Annotated in this window: 22 protein-coding genes; 8 read left to right on the top strand and 14 right to left on the bottom strand. The window is 61.7% G+C overall.

The genetic code is table 11. The features are described 5' to 3' along the window. Positions 1-42 precede the first annotated feature (42 nt). From RAK1035_RS19445 to RAK1035_RS20745, 8 genes are all read left to right on the top strand, one after another. Positions 43-636, top strand: a complete 594-nt coding sequence (locus tag RAK1035_RS19445; RefSeq protein ID WP_037298753.1) for a helix-turn-helix domain-containing protein — start codon at positions 43-45, stop codon at positions 634-636. Next, entirely contained in the window at positions 623-2,956 is a 2,334-nt protein-coding gene (locus RAK1035_RS19450) for a relaxase/mobilization nuclease domain-containing protein (protein WP_008282943.1), read from the top strand. Before RAK1035_RS19445 ends, RAK1035_RS19450 begins: the two co-directional genes overlap by 14 nt. 8 nt (positions 2,957-2,964) lie before the next feature. Then, on the top strand, positions 2,965-4,965 hold the full coding sequence (locus RAK1035_RS19455) for a type IV secretory system conjugative DNA transfer family protein (RefSeq protein WP_008282944.1): 2,001 nt from the start codon (positions 2,965-2,967) through the stop codon (positions 4,963-4,965). A gap of 355 nt (positions 4,966-5,320) precedes the next feature. Continuing rightward, positions 5,321-5,974: a hypothetical protein gene (locus RAK1035_RS19465; RefSeq protein WP_037298756.1), complete on the top strand. Its 654-nt coding sequence runs from the start codon at positions 5,321-5,323 to the stop codon at positions 5,972-5,974. Then, complete coding sequence (locus tag RAK1035_RS19470; RefSeq protein WP_157132433.1) at positions 5,971-7,641, top strand: hypothetical protein; 1,671 nt, start codon at positions 5,971-5,973, stop codon at positions 7,639-7,641. Before RAK1035_RS19465 ends, RAK1035_RS19470 begins: the two co-directional genes overlap by 4 nt. A 74-nt stretch (positions 7,642-7,715) precedes the next feature. After that, positions 7,716-7,880, top strand: a complete 165-nt coding sequence (locus RAK1035_RS20310) for a hypothetical protein (protein WP_008282948.1) — start codon at positions 7,716-7,718, stop codon at positions 7,878-7,880. A 25-nt stretch (positions 7,881-7,905) separates the two neighbouring features. After that, positions 7,906-9,822 (top strand): hypothetical protein, encoded by a 1,917-nt coding sequence (locus RAK1035_RS19475; protein WP_008282949.1) that lies wholly within the window; start codon positions 7,906-7,908, stop codon positions 9,820-9,822. 54 nt (positions 9,823-9,876) lie between these two features. After that, positions 9,877-10,383 (top strand): hypothetical protein, encoded by a 507-nt coding sequence (locus tag RAK1035_RS20745; protein ID WP_151976316.1) that lies wholly within the window; start codon positions 9,877-9,879, stop codon positions 10,381-10,383. Positions 10,384-10,816: 433 nt separating this feature from the next. Here the strand turns inward: RAK1035_RS20745 and RAK1035_RS19485 are convergent, their stop codons facing one another. The 14 genes from RAK1035_RS19485 to RAK1035_RS19555 form a co-directional block, all read right to left on the bottom strand. Beyond that, entirely contained in the window at positions 10,817-11,893 is a 1,077-nt protein-coding gene (locus RAK1035_RS19485) for a type IV secretion system protein (protein WP_008282951.1), read from the bottom strand. A gap of 12 nt (positions 11,894-11,905) precedes the next feature. Next, positions 11,906-12,319, bottom strand: coding sequence for a hypothetical protein (locus RAK1035_RS19490; protein ID WP_008282952.1), 414 nt, complete (start codon positions 12,317-12,319; stop codon positions 11,906-11,908). Then, complete coding sequence (locus RAK1035_RS19495) at positions 12,316-12,510, bottom strand: DUF4177 domain-containing protein (protein WP_008282953.1); 195 nt, start codon at positions 12,508-12,510, stop codon at positions 12,316-12,318. The genes RAK1035_RS19490 and RAK1035_RS19495 overlap by 4 nt, the downstream gene beginning before the upstream one ends. Next, positions 12,507-13,493, bottom strand: a complete 987-nt coding sequence (locus RAK1035_RS19500) for an ATPase, T2SS/T4P/T4SS family (protein ID WP_008282954.1) — start codon at positions 13,491-13,493, stop codon at positions 12,507-12,509. Before RAK1035_RS19500 ends, RAK1035_RS19495 begins: the two co-directional genes overlap by 4 nt. A 4-nt stretch (positions 13,494-13,497) precedes the next feature. Further along, on the bottom strand, positions 13,498-14,877 hold the full coding sequence (locus RAK1035_RS19505; protein ID WP_008282955.1) for a TrbI/VirB10 family protein: 1,380 nt from the start codon (positions 14,875-14,877) through the stop codon (positions 13,498-13,500). Next, a complete protein-coding gene (locus tag RAK1035_RS19510; RefSeq protein ID WP_037298778.1) occupies positions 14,874-15,569 on the bottom strand; it encodes a TrbG/VirB9 family P-type conjugative transfer protein in 696 nt (231 codons plus the stop codon). The genes RAK1035_RS19505 and RAK1035_RS19510 overlap by 4 nt, the downstream gene beginning before the upstream one ends. Before the next feature lie 2 nt (positions 15,570-15,571). Next, positions 15,572-16,228, bottom strand: a complete 657-nt coding sequence (locus tag RAK1035_RS19515) for a virB8 family protein (protein ID WP_008282958.1) — start codon at positions 16,226-16,228, stop codon at positions 15,572-15,574. 14 nt (positions 16,229-16,242) lie between these two features. Next, positions 16,243-17,052, bottom strand: coding sequence for a type IV secretion system protein (locus RAK1035_RS19520; RefSeq protein WP_037298780.1), 810 nt, complete (start codon positions 17,050-17,052; stop codon positions 16,243-16,245). Then, a complete protein-coding gene (locus RAK1035_RS19525) occupies positions 17,052-18,206 on the bottom strand; it encodes a lytic transglycosylase domain-containing protein (RefSeq protein WP_232279259.1) in 1,155 nt (384 codons plus the stop codon). The genes RAK1035_RS19520 and RAK1035_RS19525 overlap by 1 nt, the downstream gene beginning before the upstream one ends. Before the next feature lie 255 nt (positions 18,207-18,461). Beyond that, on the bottom strand, positions 18,462-20,837 hold the full coding sequence (locus tag RAK1035_RS19535) for a type IV secretion system DNA-binding domain-containing protein (RefSeq protein WP_008282961.1): 2,376 nt from the start codon (positions 20,835-20,837) through the stop codon (positions 18,462-18,464). Then, on the bottom strand, positions 20,827-21,105 hold the full coding sequence (locus RAK1035_RS19540) for a type IV secretion system protein VirB3 (RefSeq protein WP_008282962.1): 279 nt from the start codon (positions 21,103-21,105) through the stop codon (positions 20,827-20,829). The genes RAK1035_RS19535 and RAK1035_RS19540 overlap by 11 nt, the downstream gene beginning before the upstream one ends. Continuing rightward, positions 21,098-21,391 carry a TrbC/VirB2 family protein gene (locus RAK1035_RS19545; RefSeq protein WP_008282963.1) on the bottom strand — a complete coding sequence of 98 codons (294 nt, stop codon included), beginning with the start codon at positions 21,389-21,391 and terminating at the stop codon, positions 21,098-21,100. The genes RAK1035_RS19540 and RAK1035_RS19545 overlap by 8 nt, the downstream gene beginning before the upstream one ends. Next, a complete protein-coding gene (locus tag RAK1035_RS19550; protein ID WP_008282964.1) occupies positions 21,388-22,002 on the bottom strand; it encodes a lytic transglycosylase domain-containing protein in 615 nt (204 codons plus the stop codon). The genes RAK1035_RS19545 and RAK1035_RS19550 overlap by 4 nt, the downstream gene beginning before the upstream one ends. A gap of 43 nt (positions 22,003-22,045) precedes the next feature. Further along, on the bottom strand, positions 22,046-22,414 hold the full coding sequence (locus RAK1035_RS19555; RefSeq protein WP_008282965.1) for a hypothetical protein: 369 nt from the start codon (positions 22,412-22,414) through the stop codon (positions 22,046-22,048). Positions 22,415-22,583: the final 169 nt, after the last annotated feature.

Genomic DNA, 22,583 nt, shown 5'->3' on the forward strand with positions numbered 1-22,583 from the left:
GCCTTGGTGGAAGGTGGTAGGAAATAGGGGGTCTTTCTTCGCATGTCTCGCTCAAAACGCCTCACAGATGCGGACCGCATGGAGATCGTTCGCGAAGCTGCGGAAGGCGTTTCCACTTCAGTGCTGGCGGAACGCTTTGGCGTGTCGGTGCGGGCGATTCAGTACACGCTCAAAGCCGATGCCGAGCGCCAGACGGATGCCGCAATTCCGGTCTCAGCGGTCAGTGTGAAGGTCACGGCGGCGGAGCTGGCGGCGCTCGACGCGGTGTTGGAGAAGGCGGGGATTGAGAGCCGGGCCGAGGGGCTGCGGCGGCTCATTCAGGCGGCAGGCGGGGTGTTCGTTCCGGACGCGCAGATGGCGGCCGAGATGGCGCGCTACCGCGCTTCACTGCACGAGGTCGGCAATGGGGTCACGCAAATCGCCAAGCAGATGACGCAGGCCAACCGGCGGGGGCAGGGGGCCGTGGGGGGCACGAGTGCCGAGTTCACTGAATTGCGCCTTGCCCAGATGCGCGGGTTGGCGCGGTTCATTCTGGATTCTGCTGACGAGATCGATCTGCTTCTGCGCCGCCGTCGGGACGCCATGCAGCTCGAGGCCACGGCCGCGCTGAGGGAGTTTGCGCATGCGGCTGAATGATGCTGTCCATGCCGTCACGGGCGAGGTCTTTCGGGATGGCTGGAGCCGCGTCCGGGGCTCAATGCAGGGGCTGCACGTGGCCAAGCAGACCCAGCTTGTGCGCGCGGCAGCAGGGCATCGGCCAGCGGTCTTCAAGGCAATCCGGGGCGGGGGCACGCATACCAAATCGCAGCTCGCAAACCAGCTCGATTACCTCACCACCAAGTCTACCCATATCGTGGACAGTAGCGGGTTCCTGGATGGCAAAGCGAAGCTCGAAGCGGGTGACATCAAGGATCTGACCGAGCGCTTTGCCAAGCGGTGGGATGCGGGCTTCAAGCCCAAGCTCGGACAGACCACCCACATGCTCATGTCCTTCCCCGTGGGCACGCGTGGGGTGGATGTGCGCGACATCGCGACGGACGTGGCCGAGCGGTTCTTCCAGTCTGATGAGGGGCATTTCGACTACATCATCGCGGTGCATGAGGACCGCGATCACCCCCATGCGCATCTGGTGTTGAACCGTCGCTCGCAGGAAGGCGAGTTCTTCTTCCTCGGGCGCAACCACCGCTTCAACTATGACGACTTCCGCCTCGCCATGGTCGAGGAGGCGGAGAAGTATGGTGTGCGCCTGGAAGCCACGCGGCGGGTGGATCGCGGGGTTGTGCATTACCCGGCCCGCACAAGCGAGGTCTACGATGCGAAAGAAGAGGGCCGCGCGCCCCGCGAGCGGGAACGTGTAGGGCAGGACCTGACGCGGACGCTCGCGGAGATCGCCAACACCAGAACTGTCTACCATTCGCTGGCCGCGGAGGCTTCGCGCGAAGCGCGCGAGGATATTGCCGCAGCCCTCTTCCGCGCGGGCGAGGTACTGGCGCGCAGCGGGCAGGTGGACCGAACAGGAGATGTGTATATGGCCGAGGATCAAAGCTTCGAGGATCTGAGAAGCCTCTATGCGGAGAAGCTGGCGCGGGTGCAGGGCATGATCGCCGAGAAGTCCGATGCGGAACGTCCCGTGCTGGAAAAGCGCCTTATCGAGATCCAGACGCAGGTCCAGCACATGCAGCCTCTCGGTTTGCGATCATCCACGCTGTCAGAGACTCCCTCGGAGGGCGGGATCTATTCCGAAGCCAATATCGACGCCAGCCAGCGCGAGCGTCTGGCAGAGCCCGATCTGAGATCGCGCATTGACGCGGCACTACGGGGCACCGGGATCAGCACATCGGAAGTGGTGGCCCGGATCGAGACGGGCGCCTCAAATGCAGCGCTCGAGCATCAATGGATCGCCAATGATCTCTCCAAAGTGGCCGAGGCGCGCGATCTGAACCTCGAACGCCGCGCCGATCTGGAACAGGCGCGCGACATTCTCAACGATGTGCACGTCGAACTTGGCACGCTCTTGGAGCGGGAGAACGTGCTGCGCCGGGATGGCGTCATGGAAGCGGAACCGATCAGCGAGCGGTTCCATTATCACCGGGACGCGGTCCGGGCGATGGAAGGGACAATCCGTCAGGAGATGCGCGCAGACGGCCTGACCGCGCAGCAGATCGAGGACCGGGACTGGGAGGTTGTCTCGCGGGCAGAGCGCCGGATCGAGACCGAGCAGCGCGCGTATCTCGTGGCACACCCGGAGCTGCTCGCACTCCCTGGCGATGTGATTGACCGGTCTGAGCCCTACAGGGAGACCATCACCGATGTGGCCCGCGCCAGCGAGATCACCCGCGAGGTCGACCGGATCATGGAGGCACGCGACCTCCGCACGCCCGTTGCAGATGCTGTCACGGATGACTTGCGCGCGCGCTATCCGGACATGCCGTCCCACCTCGCCCGCGGGCTTGGCGCGACCTATGCGGCGGTCGTCGAGATCCGGGACACGGAGGCCATTAATCAGGTCCGCCGCGAAACCGAGATGCGCGACGGGCTTGGGTCTGGCACGCGCGACGCACTCCTCGCAGCCCGCGGTGAAACTGCGCCGCAGTCTGACAATACCGATCGCCTCGCAGACGAGATTGCCCGTGTCCTGGACCATGAGCGGGCAGGGGAGTTGTCCGCGCCCTTCGAGACGGAAGCCGATCGTGAGGCATTCCGCGAGGAGATCGCGCGGTTGCTGGATGACCGCCAACTTGACCGGCTCACATCTGGCGATGCCGATGCGCTGGAAAAGGTTCTCGAGGACCGCCTCGACCGGCTCTATGTCGCCAAGGTCTACCTGCAATCGGATGCAGCGACGGCCAACACGGAGGCCTTGCGCCAGGTGGTCGATGATCTTGCCGACACCGAATATGAAAAACACCGCGCGACAGACGTGGATGGCGAGACCGAGCGGGGTCAGGTCCATTGAGCGCCGCCATGGGAAAAGCGCGGATCGCAACAGGGGTCTTGCTGGTGACGCTGGTGACCGCCGCCATGGGCTATACCATCGCCTCGGCGGTGCTGACCTACCAGGATCTCGGGTTCGGGGCCGAGATCGACTTCGCCTATATCGCGCAGAACTATCTGGCGATCCTGGACCGCCGCCCGGAGGACGCGCAACTTATTCACCTGATCATCGGCAGCTTCGCCGCCGCCGGCCTGATGCTGAGCCTCGCCCTTTCAGGCTCGGCCCTGACACGCTTTGGCCAGACCCATTGGCAGACCGCGCGCGAGATGAAGGCCAATGGGTTCTTCGGGGCGCCAGGGACCGGGTTCATCCTCGGCAAGCTGGGGACGCCGGGCTCCCGCGCCAATTACATTTGCTCGAAGGTCTTCCCCCATGCGCTGATCGTGGCCCCCACGGGCCGTGGCAAGACCACGGGCTTCGTCATTCCGAACCTGCTGACCTGGCAAGGCTCCGCCGTGACGCTCGATGTGAAGGGCGAATGTTTCGAGGCCACGGCCCGGCATCGCGCCGCCCAGGGCGACAAGGTCTATCGCTTTGCCCCCACCGATTGGGAGGGCAAGCGAACCCATCGCTACAACCCGCTCTTGCGCATCTTCGAACTGAAAGACCCTGCCCGCCAGCAGATGGAACTGCAGCTTCTGGCGACGCTCTTCCTGCAAAGCGACAATGACCGGGTGCAGGGGCTCCTCAAGGGCGGGATTGATCTCTTTGTGGCAGCAGGCCTGTTGGCCTTCCAGCGCAAACGTCCGACCTTGGGCGAGATCTATCGCATCGCGGCCTCGGGTGGGAACAAGCAGAAGGAATACTTCGCGCGCGGCCACGAGGTCGACAACAGGGCCGCCAAGCTGATCTTCACGCGGCTGGCGTCCACCAACAACGACACGCTGACCTCTTATGTTTCGCTTTTGATGACCTCGGGGCTCGATCAATGGCAGAACCCGGCCATAGACGAGGCGACGGCAGTGTCGGATTTTGATTTCCGCACGATCCGCAAGAAGCCCTTTTCGGTCTATCTCGTGGTCCAGCCTCTCATGGTGAAGCCGCTCGCGCCGCTGATCCGGCTGTTTTTCTCCGACCTGCTCTCGGCCATGCAGGAAAAGGATCCCGGGCCAGACGAGCCGTGGCCAGTGATGATCATGCTCGACGAGTTCAACCGTCTCGGAAAAATGCCCATCGTGGTCGAAAGCATCGAGACCCTGCGCACTTATCGAGGTCACCTTGCCGTGGTCACCCAAACCATCCCCGCCCTCGATGAAATCTACGGCGAGAACACCCGCCGCGCCCTGCAGGGCAACGCGGGCGTGAAGCTTTACTTGACACCTTCGGATGAAAAGACCGTCGAGGAGCTGAGCAAGGCGGTCGGCAAGACCACGAAGACCGTCATCACGCGATCCCAGTCCATCGGCAAGAACCCCTTTGAAGGGCGCAGCCAATCCACACGGACTGAAGAGAGCTCGTTGTTGCCCGAAGATGAGGCGCGCCGCCTGCCGCTCGACGAGATCGTCATGGTCATCGATGCCCAGATGCCCGTCCGTGCAAAGCGGATCCAATATTTTGACGATCGGCTGTTCAAGGCGATCCATGCGACGCAGACGGGCGAGTTGCCGTTTCCGGAGCCGGGGGGAGGGGGACCGCAGGGGAACCTGCCGCTGAGTGTGCGCGCCATGCCGATGACTCCGCCAGCGAACGGACCAAGTGGGTCTGACGCCGTTGTGGAGACCACACGCCAAGAAGCGGGTAGTCAAACGTCAGGGCAAACCGACGTCGCACCAAAAAAGACTGCGCCTGTCGTTTACGCCGTCGTCGCGGAGGAACAGCGACAGATGGAGATGGATTTTGGGGGCCGAGTTGCGGATGCCGAGACAGTGGGCGTGGATGATGAGGCACAGGTGCGCTCCGCCGTCGATGGCTTGGACGAAATGGAAGCGATCTTGCAGGAGGGGGATGGCGAAAAGCTGGTTGCTCGATAGGGTGGCGAGCATGGCTTGTCTGTCGGGCAGACTGTAGCGGGAAACTCGCCGGATCACTTAGAAGGCCGCGTGAAGACGGATTACCGCGATGCCGCCAAGCTGGCGAAGTTGCGCCAAATCGGGGAGCTGATTGCCTTTAGGGCGGTCTTGTTTGGGTATAGAACCCCGTTGGAACTCACAAAAATGGAATGCAAGAAAATTAAAGCTAGGCGGACGATACATCGAGCCTTTAGCCTAACGTCTAGTGGATTTCGCGAAGATTACAGCGGCGTCATCTAATATTTATGAAGCAATTTGGTAATGAGAGGATAATGAGGGACAATTTGGCGAAGGTCGACAATAGGATAAATTCAAAGTGGCGGAAATAGCTTTTGCCAGCGAGAGACAGACAGCCATACGCTTACTTGCCTGCATTCAGGCGGCGGGCGACACAATCAATCCTATTCGCTGGGGACATGATATTGTTTGCGTGCTGCGCTCTCAGTCGCGCCTGCAGGCACTCGACTTCTGGATGCGCAATCCAGACTATCTCGCCAACGAGCTCCTAACGGAGTTCGAGTCGTCTGGTGAACGCGATCTACTTACGATCGCACAGCGGATATTCGATGATCGTGAGCCCGATCTCAGGCGCCTACCGATGGTGCGCTATCTTTTTGGGGCATTTGAACCGCTCGACAATGCACTGGCGATCCTGCGGGCTGCAGACCTCATTCGCATCAAGCGCGACGGTGTTCCTGGCGTCAAGATCCGTGAGCATCTCTATCTATTGACCACTGCAGGCGAAGACGCGTTGGGACGGATCTCTGCTGCGGCCCCCGAACTCAGCTGGTATCGTGATCGTGCCTGCATCGTGGCGCGAGTGGCGGGCGCACAGGGTGGCAAGGCGCTGAAGGACCGACAGTATCTTCAGGCCGAATATGCGGGAACGGAACTTAGCCATACGATCCAGCCAATCACAGATCGGGTGCTGGCACGGCTCGCAGCAATCTTGGAAAGGCTCGATGAATGACCGGTAGTTGGCTAGAGGCAGTCGCAGAAAAGGCAGGTATAAGCCTCACAGTAGCGGAACTGGCTCTGCGCAAGAGAGGAATTGTGGCAGACCGGCCGCTGCGACCCGCGCCCACGTTGACGATACGCCGTATCGCGTTCAGGGGTGAAAAGCGCGGAACCGCACAGGGTGCGATCGACTTTGACTGGTCGGAACTGACCGCCGGCGTCTGGGCAGTGACGAGCCAGAGGAACCTCCGGGGCAAATCAACAGTGCTGGAAATCCTGCTGTGGGCGCTGCGAGGCAGGCCGAAGGGCCTGCAGGACGACGTGCGCCGGTGGTTGTCCTCGGTGTGCGTCGAATTTGACGTCGATGATCAGCGTTACGTGGTGGAGTTCGCGGTCGATGAGCGTGTTCCGCGCGGCAGCTTGGCGCGCCGCCGCCCGTCAGGAGAGACGGACGAACTGGATCGCTTCATGTCGGACGAGGGCTTCGAGGCAGCGATGTCGCGCTTCATGATGAATACGCTCGATCTCGACCCGGTCACGGCGATGCAGGGCAAAGAGGACGAGCGCAAAGTTGTTGAGCATGGCTGGGCCGCGCTTTCGGGCGGCCTCTACTTCGGCGGCGACCACAAGCAGTTACTAGGTGACGTCCAGATGGGGGGTCTGCCAGCACGCATGTTGCAGATGTATATTGGTATACCTTGGGCGACAACGGTGATGCAGGCGAGCACCGTCAAGCGCGAGCTTGAACAAGAAGCCGAGAAAGCGTCCAAGGCTGCGACGGCAGCGGCGAAGGACGCGGAGATTGCCCGCGCACGAATCGACGGTGAACTTCAGGCAGCGAAGAAGATTCTGGACGGCTTCGCACAAGTGACCGGAACAGCCTCCGAAATCGAGCGCCTGGCCGGCGAAGTCGCTCGCCTTTCGCCAATTGCGCTCGATCTCGCGCAGCGCCTGGCCCGTGCCGAGGCCGAAACGACCGAATTGGAACGCCTCGCGACCGGGGACGAGCGTGCTGTGCGTGATCTGCGCGAGAACATCGTTGCGACGCAGTTCTTCAACGGCCTGAAACCTGTTTGTTGCCCGCGCTGCGAGACGCGGGTGTCGAACGAACGGCTGAAGCGCGAAAGTGCTGATCTGAGTTGTTCGCTCTGCGCTGAGGAAATCCCGATCGATGAGATGGAGGGCGCGGACGACGGGTTGGACGCGATCGAACAGCGTTTCGCGGCCGCCAAAGCTGCCGCCGATCGTGCGCGCGCCAACACCAACGCGCTGAGTGTGAAGTCGAAGTCGAGCAGCGACGAGCTCGAGAATGCACGGCGGGAACTGACCAAGGCGGCAACGAGTGCCACATTCGAAGAGCGTCGAAAGGCAGAACTTGATGTTGCGCGACTGGAGGGCGCATTGAAGGAGCGCCAGACACCCGCGAGACCCGTCATTGTTTCTTCCGATGTTACGCTTATCAACGCGGCTCATGCCGAGGCAGATAAAGCCTACAACGCTGGTCGCGGCGACATACTCGAGCGCTTGAACACGGAGATTCTCGCGCTGGGGCAACGGCTCGGTGTGCAGATGCTCGAGGAGGTAAAGCTCAATACCAACGCCTCTCTCCGGCTTACCAAGGGTGGCGAGTCGACCAGCTTCAGCAAGGTGACTGCAGGCGAGCGGCTGCGGTGGCTTTGATTCGGGTTGGACAAGAACGGGGCCTCGGTCGTCATCCCGGCCTCCTCATAGTTGACTCTCCTGCTGCTGAAGAAGTGAGCCCCGATGATCTGACCGCCGTATTGAGCGAGCTTCAGGCGATTTCGCGTGAAACCGTGGGGCTGCAGATCATCATCGGGAGCGCCAATGCCAGTGCGATTGTCGATCAGCTTGGCGAGCAATGGTGCCGCTCCGCGACGGGAGACGATTATCTATGGTAGCGCAGCCGCCAGCGCATTCTTCAGCATGAGCGCGCTTGATCTTCTCGAGTCGCGTCTGGCTAGCAATCAGCCGATCACGATCGACGATCTCGGCGGCGTGGATGAAATCCTCGCTGACGCTGATCGACTCTATGCAGCACCTTTCCTCGACATTCTCGCCTACATGATCAGTGCGGCCCCGCCCACGGAAGGTGCACGCCTGCATGATTTCTTGGTTGACGGCTTTGATGCGGCACGCGACCCGCAATCGTTCCGTGACGCGATTGACCAACTCATTAGGAGTGCAACGCTGCGTGCTGCCATGGCGCAGGCGGTCGTCGCAATATTCACGCGACGGATTCGGGAACACGCTACCGAGCGCGAGGCGCTGATCGCTGCCTATTCGCTCGAAGGCCTTTTCCGTCTCGCGCTGGAAGGCGATGTGAGCCGTCACCGGCCCCTGCTCGAACTCGCCGAAGTCGCACCCGATGCGCCAGGCCCCTTCGCCCAGCATGTCGCGAAGATTGGCGGAGCTGCCTTCCATGCATGGGGCGATGACGATCTGCTGACTATGCTCCACCGGCTGCTCGACAATGAGGAAGCAGAAGGCGAAGCGGCTTTCGAACTCGGGCTGGCACATCTGGCCCGCGCGCTCGAAGGCGAAGATATGGCGACCATCCATGCCCGTCTCGGCACGGCGCGGCTGCTCTTCGAGCGCGCTTGCGAGGCAGATGATGATCGTTCGGACGCGCGGGCCTATCGATCAGCGATTGATCTCGTTCTCGGCTTTGCGGCGAACCGGAGTGCCGCTGATATGCAAGAGACGCTGGCCGACCTGGTCGCTGCCGCTCGGGATCGTGCAGCGGTACTGCGCACTGGCTGCGTGACTCCATGGCTCGCGCCCCGTCAGGACGTGGATCTTGAATGGTTCGAGCTTGCACGCACGGTCCAGCGTGCGGCCGACGATCTTGCCCGTCCGAGCTGGATCAATGCCGCCACGACCATGGATCGCATCCTAGCCGTCTATGACGCAAGCTGCACTATTGCACACGGCGACGGTCTGCGGTCCATGTTGCGGCCCCGGGTAGAAGCTTCTTTCTTACGCGAACGCGGCCTCGCTGCACATCTCGACGATCTACTTAGCGAAGGCCAATGGTCGGATACACAGCGAACGATCGCGCAACATCTCCGCTGTCGATTGGATGAGGCTTACCGTGCCGGTGCCTTACCGGGAAAAGCCGGGGAGAATGAGCAATATCCGCTGCTCGCGCGCATTCTCCCTAAGGGAACTTCGACCGAGCAGATTCCCTCCGACATGGTACGAGCTCTCGAAGCCGGGTTAGCAAGCCATGCTGCGCGTAGCACCGAGCTTGCCAATCCGATCCTTCAACGTATGCTGGCGTTGCTACGTGATCAGCTGTCAGACAGCAGCGAATATAAAGGCGAAGTCCAACGTTCGTTCGACGCCGTCCTGCAACAGATTTTGATTTTCTGTGCTGACCGGCAGAATGCTGATATTCGCGATCTAGGCACGCGCGGAGATTATCTGCGTGTTAGGGATCCAAGCGAGGCTGACCTCCAGTCTGACCTCCGCGACTTCCTTAAGGGTAATCTCGTGGGCGCTGAAGTGCTGACCGAAGTGCGCGGGGTCGCTACCGGGCGAACAGATATCTACATCAGTCTGGGTGGCCCGGCTTTCGTTATCGAGCTCAAGAAGCATATTGGCGAGTTTTCACCCGAGGCCGCTAAACGCTACGTGGCGCAGGCAACCAGCTATCAAGCCACCAATGTCAAGCTTGGTTTCCTTGGAGCTCTCGAACTCGTCGATCGCTCAGGGCCGGTTCCAAGCATCGAGGAGTGTCTCTGGCACAGCGCTTATATTCCCGAAGGTGGCGCTCTCGGCCGGCACCTCATCGTCTTCAGGGTTCCCGGCCGCCTCAAATCCCCATCTGCACTCCGCTAGATAGCCTAAATCCCAGAACGGCGACAGTTAGTCTCTGATGATCTTAGATAGTGCGTGCACCTCAAACCGCTCTCCGAACGTCTGCACTACACGTCTCCATCCCTGTATCGAATTGAGGGTGAGCGCATAAGGCTGCCCATCAACCATGATATCCTGACCGTGCGCGATTTTATTTCGGACCTGATTCATAATCCTCAGTTTCTTCTTCAAGGTTGTGGTCGACTGGCCCTGCCAAGAAAGGCCGTTGAACACGTCGTTTATGCCGAGGCGTCTGAACAGAGCGATGATATTTTCGTCGCTCGGGTTTCCCCATCTCGACCACGTTTTGGCGTAGTCCTTCCGCTCATCTTCGGTCAACTGCCGGCCGAATGCTTTTTCGGAGCACGCAAGGAACACATCGCCGATGTAGGCTTGCAAAGTAGACGTCAACATGACGACACAGGCTCGGTTCAATGCACGCCCCTCGTGATTCCCGTCTTCGAGCCTCCTTGGGGCTCCCCTTGCACCGCCGTGAAGGCTTCTTCTGGCAGCGATAAGCTCATCGACAAGTCCAAGCTCTAAAGGCAAATTGGCATCCTTTTTGCGAAAATATCAATGTTAGAGCGCACAATGCCTGCCTAAATCAAGCGCCTTTGATTGGTCGAGTGAAATTTTCCCGATCTCGCCGCCGACCAGCCCTAAGCGTCGATCTTATTTCTGCTCATCGAGTCACTCTTATTCCCATCACCGCAAAATGTCCTCAACGTAAGCGGCTTGCAGGATGACGGATTTCATCGCTTGCGGTCGGCTGATCTCTGAGCGACCGCCACACTCTCTTATCTCTCCTGTCGCCGAGGAATCGAGTTGTAGCACGTCCCCGTCTTGTAAGGGAAACGGCTGTTTCGTCTGCAGCGCGCGACACCATCCCGAGTCTTCCTACGGAACAGTTCGAAGGCCGACTTTGGAGAATGCGGCGGTGCGGCATCCTTGGCAACTGGGCGGCGGCTCAAGGCCGTCATCGCCGCCCAAGTCGCCCCAATCTCGCCAGCTGCGCTAGCATTTTTGATCCTGAGTCTGCGGATCCTGTGCCGCCTCCGGAACCCGTCTGCCCCATGCCTTGCCGCACTGGCATTTGCTGCACGCCAAAGAACTGCCGCGCCCTGAGGGCTGCGTATTCTGCGCCACTTGCGCCTCCGATCAGGTAGCGATTGTAGGCCTGCTGGCTTCCCATGGCGGCGCGGGCAAAGCTGTAGCCGCCACCGAGGCCGCCGGAGAGCGCTGGCATCATGATGTTGCCGGAGATTGCGCGGACGATGAATGGCGTGGCGACAATGAAGCCCTTGGCCATGAGCACCATCATGAAGAAGGGGATGAGCGCGCCTATATTTGAGGCCCCTTCCGGGTCGCCAAGCTCACCGATCAGAGCGGAAGAGACGCCTGTGATCGTTGCGAAGACCCCTGCGACCACGATAGGGTAGATCGCGAATGAGATAAGCGCGGATAACCAGCGCGCGAAATAATCCTTGGTGACCTCGAAGAGGGTCAGGAAAATCATCACCGGGGCGATCCCGATCAGAAGCGCGATCATCAATCGGGAGGCCACGAGGATGAAGGCGGCCAGTCCGCCGAGGATCGAGAGCAGAAGCACACCGACGATGTCGAGCATGGCGCCAGCCATCCAGTTCAGCTCGGACCCGGCAGCGTTCAGATAGTCGCCCAGCTCGGCGATCAGCCGGTCGAATTCTTCAGCGAAAGTTCCAGAGGGCCCCGGGCTGCCGCCGCCGACGGAGGCCACGAGCGCGCCCGCGATACTGTCGATCCCATAGAGAATGGCAGACGAGAAGGCGTTGAACTGCATCCAATTGGTCGCGAATATCCCGATGAGCCCGATCTTGACCGCGAGCCAGAAGGCTGTGTGCCCATCCATGGCCCGATATTGATAGATCATGTTGATGCCGACGAGGATCACCACCAGCGTTGTCCCCAAAACCAGGAGCGTGCCGACCGTTGCCGCAACCGCACCAAACTGGGTCTCAGCGGCGGTGTCGAGATAGGCTTGGGAGGTTTCAACGAAGTAGGTGACGACACTCATCGCAGGGCTGCCTTACCAATTACCTGCGGCGTCGCAGATGGCCTTGGCGGCAGTTCGGGCGGCGTTGGCGCGGCGGTTGTAGGCGTCCGAGGCTTGCAGCATCTCCCATCGTTCGTTGCTCGCGTACCTCTCCCGAAACACGGCCTCGGCCGCGTCCCAAGAGGGGAACCGGGTCGCGCAGTCGCAGTTGCCGATCTCGACGACCTGCTCGAGATTCTGGGCGCGATAGATGTCCTGAACCAGAACCCGATGATAGACTTGGCGCAGGGGGATCTGCTGCATCCAGACGGGCTCGGCGGGCCGGTCAGGACAGACGTCGAAACTGCGATCGAGGGTCGGCACGAGATTGCGCTCAGCAAAGCCGGGTGCCGACGTTAGGCCCAAGACCAGCGCAATCAGTACGAGGGTACAGCCCGCCTGCCTCATGCCGTGGCTCCAGCGGGTGTGGTTTCGCGCTTCAGGAAAACGGTGTGTCCCACATTGGCGAATTCCGAAGTGCTGATCGACACCACCTCCCACCCGTCTGCGCCCTTCTCGTTCAGGCTGGCCTGCATGTCGGAGAGGCTGGTCTTGCGGGTCATGGGAAAGGACAGGATATTGTATTCAAATGTCTTCATGGGGAAGTTCCAATCTCAGTTGCGCCGGGGAGGTAAAATTCGGTGATGCCGCGTTTGCCGTCATGCCGACCGGCCTGGATGATCACATCGATGGAGTTCTCGATGTACTGGATCATGTCGGCATAGGTTATCGGGATCTCGGTCTTGAGCGCCGCGATCGCGAGGCGCTGCACGGCCAATTGCGGGGTTTCGGCATGTAGCGTGGTCATCGAGCCGCCATGGCCGGTGTTGATGGCTTCTAGAAAGGTCATGGCCTCCTTGCCGCGCACCTCGCCGAGGATGATCCGGTCGGGGCGCATGCGCAGCGTGGCGGTGAGAAGCACATCGGCAGTCTGGAATTCCGCGTCGCGATTGGCGATGAGGGTCACTGCATTTGGCTGGGTCGGCAGCAGCTCGGCGGCTTCTTCGATGGTCACGATGCGTTCCTCGGATGGCACGTGAGATAGGATCTTGCGCGCGGCCACGGTCTTGCCGGTGGAGGTGCCGCCCGAGACGATCATGTTGAGTTTGTTCTCGACGCAGAAGGCGAGCGCGTCATCGATCAAACCCGCGGCCACCACGGCGCGCAAGGCGCGCTTCTTTTCCACGCGCAGGTCTTCGAGCTTGCGTTCTTTGCCATAGAGAAAGTCGAGCGCGATACCCTCGAGCGGCAGGCTTGAGAAGAACCGCAGGCTGATCGACATGGCCGAGAGCACTGCGGGCGGGGTGATGACCTGTGCGCGGATCGGGCGCCCCTTGTAGGTGATCGAGACCGAGACGATTGGGCGGTCCTTGCTCATCGTGGTATTGGCCGAGGAGGCGATCTGGTTACCGAGGTCCCTGACCTGAACGCCGGTCAGCCTCTGGTCCAGCGCGCGCATGAAGTGATCGCCCTGGAATTCGCCCCAGCAGGTTCCGTCGGGGTTGATGCAGATCTCGATGACATCGCCGCGGGCGGCGGCGTCGATCCGGTCGAGCGAGGTTTCGAGATAGCTCAGCGACATGGGCTCAGAATATCTCCAGATCGCGGTCGACCATGACCGTGACGCGGGCGCCCTGGTCGACATAGATGACGGGGCCGATGGAGAGATAGTCGCCGATGACGCTGTCCGTCGCATCTGCCAGATCATCGCCCACGTCTTCGAGAACGTCGGCGGCAGTCTCATCCTGGACCTCGGATGCGGCGGCACTTGGTGCGGCGGAAATCAGCGAGATCAGGGCGGCCGACCCGAAACGCTCGGGGAAGCGTGTGTCCACGAAACCTGTGACACCGGAACGGCCCAGTTCATCGCCCCCGAAGGAGCTGATCTGGACGGTCTGGTTGTCGGGCAGGATAATCCGGTCCCAGGCGATCGTGACCCGGCGCTGCGCGATATCGACGCCGGCGCGGTAGCGCCCGATGAGACGGGATCCGCGGGGGATCAAAAGGCGCGCGCCATCGACGCTGTAAACATCCTCGGACACCACGGCACGGGTCTGGCCGGGCAGGGAGCTGTCGAGGGCGGTTTCCATGACGGCCTGGATCATGGTGCCCTGGATGATGGTGTTGGAAGGATTGGCGATCACCTCGGCCTGCGTCACGGTGGAGGGCAACGCACCGTTCAGCACGAAATCCGTCACCTCGCCGAAGCTGCGCTGCGCAAGTTCCGTCTCGGCGGCGCCGGATGGGCCGCCAAATGCGATCGTGGGCGAGGCGATGCGCCGCTCCTGGAAGGCGCGTTCCTCCGTGGCGCGGCGCTCCAGCTCGGCCATGCGCCGGGCTTCTTCCTCGCGGCGCAGTCGCTCTTGCTCGCGTGCGCGCAGCTCATCTTCCGTGGGGCCCGCTGGGGCGGGTTGGGGCCGGCTGGCCTCGAGTTGGGCCAGTTCCAGATCCATGCGGAGTTGCTCAAGGCTGCGATCCCGCGCCGTCAGTTCGTCCTGAAATCGTTGCTGTGCGGCTTCCGAGGCGGCTTGTAGCGCCGCGATCTGAGCAGTCAGCGCGTCAATTGCCTCTGCGGCGGCGGTGTCTTCCTCGACAACTGGTTCAGGGGCGTTGCGCAATTCCTCGATCTGGGCCTGCAGGGCGGTGATCTGCGCCAGAAGCTCCGCGTTGGGCTCGACGGGGTCTGGTCCGACGAACACAACCTCGGGCTCGGGCGGGGGCAAGGTCTCGATGGCGCCAAAGCCGTCCCCCTCGTTTTGGAAGACGTCCGGGGTGGCCGTCGGCAAGGCTTCCTCTTCGTCGGGCTGTGAGAGGAGATAAAGCAGGGCACCACCCGCGCCGATGACGAGGATCACGATTAGCGCGAGAAGGGGCGACCGGCGCTGCGCCGCTATGGGGGCGCGGGCACTGCCTTTCTCAAGGGCGGCGAGGCGCTTTTCCAGCTCGGTGTTCTCGGTATCGCTCATGAGGTGGCCTCCGCGGGCGGGATCGCCTCGATGCAGACCACCTCTTCGCCAAGTCGCAGGACCCATTGGCGGTTCACGCCGCTGACGCGGATCACGCCGTCTTCAGGAGTTTGCGTGTTGACCGTGCGCTCACGGCCGCCCGCGTAGCGGAAGATCGCGGGCACAGGCGCGTTTCTTGGAAACGCGAAATACGTGAACGTCCCGTCATCCCAGATGCGCGTTGGCGTGAACTCGGTCCGCGCGCTGGCGCCGTAATTGTAGTTCGGCGCTTGGGCCGCGATGGCCCGGGTCGGGCGCGCAGCGTCGTCCGGATAGCGGAACTGCACGACGTAGAAGGTCGGGCTGCGGACCTCCTGGACGTTGAAATAGTAGCTGCGCCTGTTCGTGTAGACGGTCACATTGGTATGGACACCGCGCGCAACGGGCTTGATTGCAAATGCCTGGCCTCCGGGCACGCCATCGATCTCGAAGCCTTCCGTGTCGCCCGCGATGATCGAGCGGATGCTCTCGCCTTCCCCGAACTCGATGGTGGTGACATGGGTAAGCGAGACGCTGAGGCGGTAGACCTGACCTTCTTGATATGTTGCCAGCCGCACCCGATTGTCATTGGGCCCGCCACGCGGGATGGCTTCGGCGAAAGCAAGGCCGGGCAACAGGGCAATCAGCAATATGAAAAGTCGAACTGGGTACAAATTCAATTCTCCAATCTGTCGGAGCGGACGGAATATTCGAGGACGGTGAAGCCGAATGGATTGGTCCAGACCTCATCGATGGAGCGGCGGGTCTCCGGGCGGAACTCGAAGAGAAGCGTCGTAGTGAAGAGGCCGGTCTGGGTGCCGTTAATGGACGTCAGGCGCTTGCGCAGGCGGACCGTCGCGCGGTTGGTTCCGATCCGGTTGATGCTGAGGATTTCCACGTCGAGCCTGGCGTTGGGGCCATAGACGGTTGGCGGGTAATTCTCGTTGGCGCTGTTCCAGATCTGCCGCAACCCGCTCTCGGCGGCCCCGTCCGAGCGGCGCAGAACGCTGCGGATGCGTAGATCGTTGTCGAGCTGGTTATAGACTTCCCGGTCGGTCACATAGCGGAAGACCTCCGCCTCGATGATCGCCTGGTTGGCGGTCACCGAGGAGGCGCCCACCGAGGCTTCGGGGAGTGCAAAGCCGGTGGCGGGATCATAGGGGACAACGACGGGGGGCGGGTCGACATCGAGGATCGAGACAGCCGCGGCACTCAGACAGCCGATGATACCGAAGACAAGGCCTATCAGGCCAAGGCGTTGCCAGAGCCGTTCGCGGCGCAGGGCACCATAGACCAGTTCTTCCTCGATGATTTCTTGTTCAGTCGCCACCATTCATGCCCCCGCGATTACTCGGCCCGCAGGTCCGGCAAGGTGAAATCCATGAAGCGCTGTTCTTCGGCGATGGTGGCGGCATCGATCACGCCGCCGGTGCCATCGCCCACGGTCTGGATGGCTTCGAGTTGCCACATGGCGACCAGTGCAATGGCGAGCTCCGCAGTCACGCGCGTGTTGAGATCGATACTTTCCTTGAGTTCGTCCATGTCGTCGATGAGCCCGACAAGGCGGTCTACCCGCTCGAGCGACTGGCCGGCATCCTCATAGCTGTTCTGGGCCGCCGCCGAGACAAGGGCACCGGTGGTGGCCTGCGTCGCCACGCGGTTGGCCCCGGGATTGCCGCTCGTGGCCATTTCCGAGAGGGTGTCCTCGTCAAAGCCGAGGTCGGCCAGCACCCGGTCCATCTGGGTTTCGATCTCGCCTGCGCCAGAACCGGACAGGCCGGAGAAATCCCCAGTCTTGATCGCCTCAATCGTGGCGAGGATGTCCCCGAACTCCTGGTCGAGCAGGCCATTGAGTTCGTCTTCCATCTCGGTGCGAATGATTTCTGGCAGCTCGGCAAGTCGGGTGAGCGCTTCATAGGTTCTTTGCAGCTCGGCGAGTTGATCCGTGAGAAGGCCGAGCTGTTCGCGGAGCTGCGTCAGCTGCTCGTTTTGCAGGATCTCGTCTTCGATCATCTGCCGCAGCTGCTGGATGTTTTGCGCGATGTTCTGGGTGTCGACGACCGGTACACCTTGTGCTGCGGCAGGGGGTAGGGCGCTGAACTGCAAGCCAACGCCAAGTGTCGTGGCCAAAGCTGTCCTCAAGAGCAGATGTCCCATCATTCAATCTCCCTGATCGTAAAATCCATGAACGCGCCTTCGGCCATGCGGGCGCTGGCCTGGGCCAGCTCCTCGGCAGAAAGGACGCGGGTGCGTGCCGCCTGAAGTCGGATGCGGGCGGCCACGAGACGCACCAGTTCGGCGCGGGCATAGGTGTTGAGCGCGACGCTCTCCTGCACGTCCTCGGTTTCGGAAATCCGTTCGACGATATCCGCAATACGCAGGGCGGCTTGCCTGATCGCGGCGGGCGAGTTGTTGCCATAGAAGGCCGCCCCATGACCCGTGAGCGAGAGGTTGGCATTGGCGAGAAGCGCGGGGTCGATCGTGCCAAGCGCTTCGATCCCGCCGATACGGGTCAGATAGAGATTGTAGCGTTCAGGGATGACCGACACGTAGTGCTGTGTCTCGCGGAAGGGGGGCACGCCGCCATACTCGAAAACCCGGCCGGGTCCGGCGTTATAGGCCGCGAGGGCGTTGATGATGTTGCCATCGAATGTGTTGAGCTGGGTCGCGAGATAGCGCGCGCCGCCATGCACCTGAAGGTAGGGGCTGTCGTAATATTCCGGGTTGATGCCCAGATCGCTGGCCGTGCCCGGCATGATCTGGGTGAGACCATAGGCGCCGACGGGAGACCGTGCCCCAATCGTAAACCGGCTCTCCTGCCAGATCAGCGCTTGCAGCAGCGCGCGCCATTGGACGGGGGAAAGACCCGCGCGGCCAACACCCGCAAAGCCACTGGTCTCCTGAGCCACGCGGATGATGAGCTGCTCGATGGTCTCAGACGCATCCCCAAACATCTGTTCACCGCCGGGATTGGGATCGATCTCGCCCGTGCCATAGACCGCCTCGACTGACCGGGCCGGATCCCCGCTGCCGCTTTCCAGCCCCGAGACCATAGCCGGCAAGCCCTGACCGCCGAAGCTGGTCTGGGCATCAAGGATGCGTTGCAGGGTTTCCAGCTGCTCCCGTTCGATCTCCGCGATGAGTTCGCGCACGGCGAGCTTGTCGGCCTGAACGGCCAAGTCAGCCTCGCGATCACCGGTCTCGACGATGTCACGCGCGGTCAGCCCATTGTCATTGGTCGGCACGCCTTGGGCGAAGCCGAGACCGGGCAGCAGGCAAAGTGCGAGGATATGGGGCAGGCTAGACTTCAATGTCGCCCTCCGGGGTGCCAAGGGGCGTGAAGTCACAATCAGGCGCGACGGGTGCCGTGGACGCAAGGAATGTGAAGCAGTTCGCCTGCGGCTCCCGATACTGGGTGCAGGAGGCAAGCGCGCCGAGCGCAGCCAAAGCCAACAATTTGGCGTTTCGAGATTGTCTTGAATCGTTTGTTCGCTGCCTCTCGCTTCGCTCGAACGCGAAAAACGATGCAGGATTTATTGGTGAAATCTCGATACGCCATATACGAATCATGAAAGCCTCCAGAAGTCTGGGCGGTCGCGGTAGTCGGCCCCAACAAGCGCTTCGCCTTTCTCCATGCCGCCAAGGATGGTGAGATTGGGTCCAAGCGCGCTCAGATCGGCATCGACGACGATTGAGCCCTGATCGTCGCGGATCAGTGCGAGGCGGCTGTTGCTGCCCGTGTTGAGAAGGACGTCGAGCTCCTTCTCCGTAAGGTTCAGCATGGCGTAGTCCGCAGGTTGCGCGCGGATATTGGGCAGCAGGATCTGCGTCGGAACGGCTTCGACGATGGTCTTGCCGGTCCGGGTGCGCTCAAGCTGGCTGGCATATTGCGTCATCATCACCGCGACGGTGTTCTGCTTGCGCGCGGTCACCAGCCAGTTCGATAGCCGCTCGGCGAAATACGCGTTGTCGAGGGCCTTCCAGGCCTCGTCGATCACGATGATGGTGGGGCGGCGATCCTCGATCTCCCGTTCGACCCGGCGGAAAAGATAGGAGAGAACCGCCATCCGCTCCTTGTCGGCCTCGCTGTCGAGAATGCCGGTCAGATCGAAGCCCACGACATCGCCCTTGAGCGAAAACGTGTCCTCGAGGCTCTGCCCGAAGATCCAGCCGTAGCGGCCGTCTTCGGTCCACTCGAGCAGGCGCTGGTGCAGATCGCCGCCATCATCGGTGGACACAAAAAGCGATGCGAAATCCCGCCAGTTCCGCAGGGCCGGGTTTGTGGCCTGCGCGTTCTGGCGCACGACCTCCTGTATGCGGTTGGTCTGCGCCGGGGTCAGGGGTTTGTCGGCGCGGTAGAGCAGGGTTGTGAGCCAATCCGAGAGCCAGGCGGTGCCGCGCGCATCGGTCTCGGTCCAGAGCGGATTGAGACCCGTGGGCTGACCGGCGTTCAGGGAGGCGTAGCGCCCGCCATTGGCGCGCACCGCCATCTCCATACCAAGACGGTAATCGAAGACGAAGATCCGTGCGCCTGCGCGACGGGCTTGCGTCATCAGGAAGGCCGAAAGCACCGATTTGCCCGACCCGGGCCGTCCCATGATCAGGGTATGGCCGCTGGTCGGTTCTTTGTCGGGCGAGCCTTGTTCGTGATAGGAAAACCGGTAGGCGCTCTGCTCCGGCGTGGGCAAATATGTGACGACCCGGCCCCAGGGGGTAAGTGCTGCAGGTTTGCCGAGCTGTGTCCGGTGGAAGGCCGCAAAATCCGCGAAGTTGCGGTTGGTGACGGCGCTGGCGCGGACGCGCTTTGGCTGGTTGCCGGGGTGCTGGCTGAGGTAATGCGCCTTGGCCGCGACCCGCTCGCCGATCATCTTTACGCCTTCGGTCGCGGCGGCATTTACGATCTCAGCGCTGAGCGCTTGCAGCTCTTCAAGCGTGTCGCAGAAGAGCGTCACGACCATATGATGCTCGCCGAAGCTTTGGCGCTTGGCCTCGAGATCATCGGCGGCGATGTCGAGGGCTTCCAGGAGCGAGAGGGCTGCGTCCTGGCTCGCCTGCATCTGGCGCTTTTGCCGTTTGATACGGCCCGCCATGAGGTTCGAATTGATCGGCGTGAAGGAATGGGTGACAATCATGTCGACCGGCAGGTTCAGCATGTCGAACATGGTGCAGGAGGTGCCTTCCGAGTATTCCCCGATGGTGAAGCTTTTGCCGTAGCGATGGCCCACGACGCCCTCGGAAAGCTCGAAATGGTCGCCGTGAAACGTCACGCGGGTATTGGCGACGTTGAAGGACAAAAAGCCGTAGGTGTTCGCTGGGTAGAGCGGCAGCTCTGTTCCGGTGTTGAGCGCGCCCAAAAAACCCACCAACTCTCCCGATCTGGCTGACAGCAGGCGCGGCTTGAGCTCGGTGAGCCCCGAGAGGAAGACGTTCACGGCCTCGCCCAAGCGCTGCAGGCGTTTGCGGGTCTCCTCCTTCAGTCGGTCCGGCGCGCTGCGGCCGAGGTGCGGCAGGAGACTTTTCGGAGGCGGGCGGTGAATGACGGTGAGCGTCAGTGTTTTGTCGCGGAGCCCGCTGGTCTCGAGTTTCGCGCGCCAGCGCCGGTCCACCTCGCCTGCGAAGCTGTCCTCGCGGATGGGGTCGAGATCAGGTTTGATGGCCTTGGAGACCTTGTGGACGTAATAGCTGAATTCCGGCCCAAGTTGCGCGACGATGCGGGCAAAAAGCGCCGTCACCTTGTCGAGATAGGCATCGTCCGTCGTGTAGCTGTTGATCCCCTCGAGCCGGATGCAGCGGAAGAGCTCATTGACCCGGGTGCGCACGGTCTGGCCATCGACGAGGCTCACATAGGGCAGCATATGCGCAAGGCGGGTCTCGCGCGCATACCAGTCTGGCGTCATTGTGCGGGGATCGATCGCTGGATCATGGGCGTCATCACGGGGCATAGCTGTCCCCGCCATGGATGCTGCGGTTGCGCGTGGGTGGCGTCTCCTGCAGCGCCGTCATCATTACGTCGATGAAACGCGGGTCCCAATCCGCGGCCTTCCAAAGCACCGGATAGAGCAGGGCGGCGAAACCCAGCACCGCGATGTGCTGGACCCAGACGAACAAGAGCACCGAACCGAAGAGCCAGACCATCGCATACATGATGGGCAGGCCCAGAAGCTTCGGCGGGCGCACGAGCCCAAGAAAGAGGGGCGAGCGTTCAGCCACCGGCAAAGACCGCAGCAACGATCGTCGGGGCAGCCGCGACACCGGCGATGCCGACCAGGACCCAGAGCGCCTGGCGCAGATCGATGATGTTGAAGAACCAGCTCAAGAAAACGCCGAGGACCGCGAGTGTGGCGATGACCACACCAAGGGGTCCGGTCAGCGCATCGACAATGCCCTGTAACAGGCTCTGGATCGGGGAGAGATCGATGCTCTGTGCTAGGGCGGGCTCGGCAATGAACAGGAATAGCGCCAGCGAGGCGACAAAGAGGTTTGAAATCTGTTTCACGAATTTGATCCTTCCAATCGGGCCACGACGGCCATGACGCGGGCCACGTGGTTCTGGGTTTCTCGGTAGGGGGGAACGCCGCCATACTGGCGGACCGCATCGGGTCCGGCGTTGTAGGCAGCCAGCGCCAGGTGCGGATCGCCGAACGTCTCCAGCATCATCGCGAGGTAGCGGGCGGAGCCGTCAAGGTTCTGCAGCGGATCACGCGGGTCGACGCCCAGATCACGCGCCGTCGCTGGCATCAATTGACCAAGGCCAATGGCACCTGCACTTGAAATCGCATCCTGCCGGTAGGCGCTCTCAACCTCGATATTGGCTCGATAGAGAGCCAGCCAATCCGTCACGGAAAGCCCCGCGCGACGCAGGCCGGGATGGCCGGCATAGCGCAAGGCCGTGGTCTGAATCCCGGAGAGGACATCGGCGCGGGGCAGGGGAGTCGGGCGGGCAAGGGCCGCGACTTGGACGCCCTCTTGCTCGGCCTCTACCTCGCCGAAGATCGCGATCCCATCGGAGGCCGAACCCTGACCAATCCCGTCATTGTAGTTTCGGGCAAAGCTGCTTTGGGAGCGGGACGGGATCAGGGAGCCGTCGCTCTCCATGACCAGGACCATTTGCGCTGAGGCAGGTGCTGCGACCAGCCAGAGACAGACGAGGTTAGCTGCCAGCGCCCTTGACTGATGGGGCTTTGTCTGACGGCGCAAGTTTGTGCGTACGGCTTGTCCCCGCCTCAAGCGGCAGGTCGACATGCGCAAAGCCAAGGCCAATGAAGAATGACACCACGCCGGAGATCGTCTTGAACTCGCGGATCTTGATATCGTTGTAGGTCGTCCGCGTGCGGGCGGTGACGAGGAGCTTTTCCACCCCGTCATCAGAGACAATACGCATGATCCAGACCCCGTAATAGCTGGGGCCTTTCTTGTGTGCCGACTCTTGGCACAGGATTTCTGCGCTATAGCCGCTTTCCACGAGTTCGCGGAAACGTGCTTCCGTAACCACATTTGGTGCTTCGATGTCCCAGTTCATGGCCCGGCTCACGCTTTCTCCAATGGCGCGACCCTAGGCATTCCCACTTGAAGCCCAGAGTTACGATAGTATACTATCAACCGCAAGATGTAATATCGTGCTTTAGCTGTAGTTTGGTCACGCAAACACTAGTCACGGCCAGTGTCTGCGATCAAGGAGATAACAGGTT

The organism is Roseovarius sp. AK1035, assembly GCF_003288315.1.
Classification (GTDB): domain Bacteria; phylum Pseudomonadota; class Alphaproteobacteria; order Rhodobacterales; family Rhodobacteraceae; genus Roseovarius; species Roseovarius mucosus_A.

What these genes read in the sequence shown, in the direction of transcription:
- RAK1035_RS19505 (WP_008282955.1), bottom strand. Translation starts at nt 14,877, where the DNA reads ATGAGCGATACCGAGAACACCGAGCTGGAAAAGCGCCTCGCCGCCCTT.
- RAK1035_RS19555 (WP_008282965.1), bottom strand. Translation starts at nt 22,414, where the DNA reads ATGAACTGGGACATCGAAGCACCAAATGTGGTTACGGAAGCACGTTTC.
- RAK1035_RS19495 (WP_008282953.1), bottom strand. Translation starts at nt 12,510, where the DNA reads ATGAAGACATTTGAATACAATATCCTGTCCTTTCCCATGACCCGCAAG.
- RAK1035_RS19470 (WP_157132433.1), top strand. Translation starts at nt 5,971, where the DNA reads ATGACCGGTAGTTGGCTAGAGGCAGTCGCAGAAAAGGCAGGTATAAGC.
- RAK1035_RS19500 (WP_008282954.1), bottom strand. Translation starts at nt 13,493, where the DNA reads ATGTCGCTGAGCTATCTCGAAACCTCGCTCGACCGGATCGACGCCGCC.
- RAK1035_RS19490 (WP_008282952.1), bottom strand. Translation starts at nt 12,319, where the DNA reads ATGAGGCAGGCGGGCTGTACCCTCGTACTGATTGCGCTGGTCTTGGGC.
- RAK1035_RS19455 (WP_008282944.1), top strand. Translation starts at nt 2,965, where the DNA reads ATGGGAAAAGCGCGGATCGCAACAGGGGTCTTGCTGGTGACGCTGGTG.
- RAK1035_RS19515 (WP_008282958.1), bottom strand. Translation starts at nt 16,228, where the DNA reads ATGGTGGCGACTGAACAAGAAATCATCGAGGAAGAACTGGTCTATGGT.
- RAK1035_RS19475 (WP_008282949.1), top strand. Translation starts at nt 7,906, where the DNA reads ATGAGCGCGCTTGATCTTCTCGAGTCGCGTCTGGCTAGCAATCAGCCG.
- RAK1035_RS19450 (WP_008282943.1), top strand. Translation starts at nt 623, where the DNA reads ATGCGGCTGAATGATGCTGTCCATGCCGTCACGGGCGAGGTCTTTCGG.
- RAK1035_RS19550 (WP_008282964.1), bottom strand. Translation starts at nt 22,002, where the DNA reads ATGGTCCTGGTCATGGAGAGCGACGGCTCCCTGATCCCGTCCCGCTCC.
- RAK1035_RS19520 (WP_037298780.1), bottom strand. Translation starts at nt 17,052, where the DNA reads ATGGGACATCTGCTCTTGAGGACAGCTTTGGCCACGACACTTGGCGTT.
- RAK1035_RS19445 (WP_037298753.1), top strand. Translation starts at nt 43, where the DNA reads ATGTCTCGCTCAAAACGCCTCACAGATGCGGACCGCATGGAGATCGTT.
- RAK1035_RS19535 (WP_008282961.1), bottom strand. Translation starts at nt 20,837, where the DNA reads ATGCCCCGTGATGACGCCCATGATCCAGCGATCGATCCCCGCACAATG.
- RAK1035_RS19485 (WP_008282951.1), bottom strand. Translation starts at nt 11,893, where the DNA reads ATGAGTGTCGTCACCTACTTCGTTGAAACCTCCCAAGCCTATCTCGAC.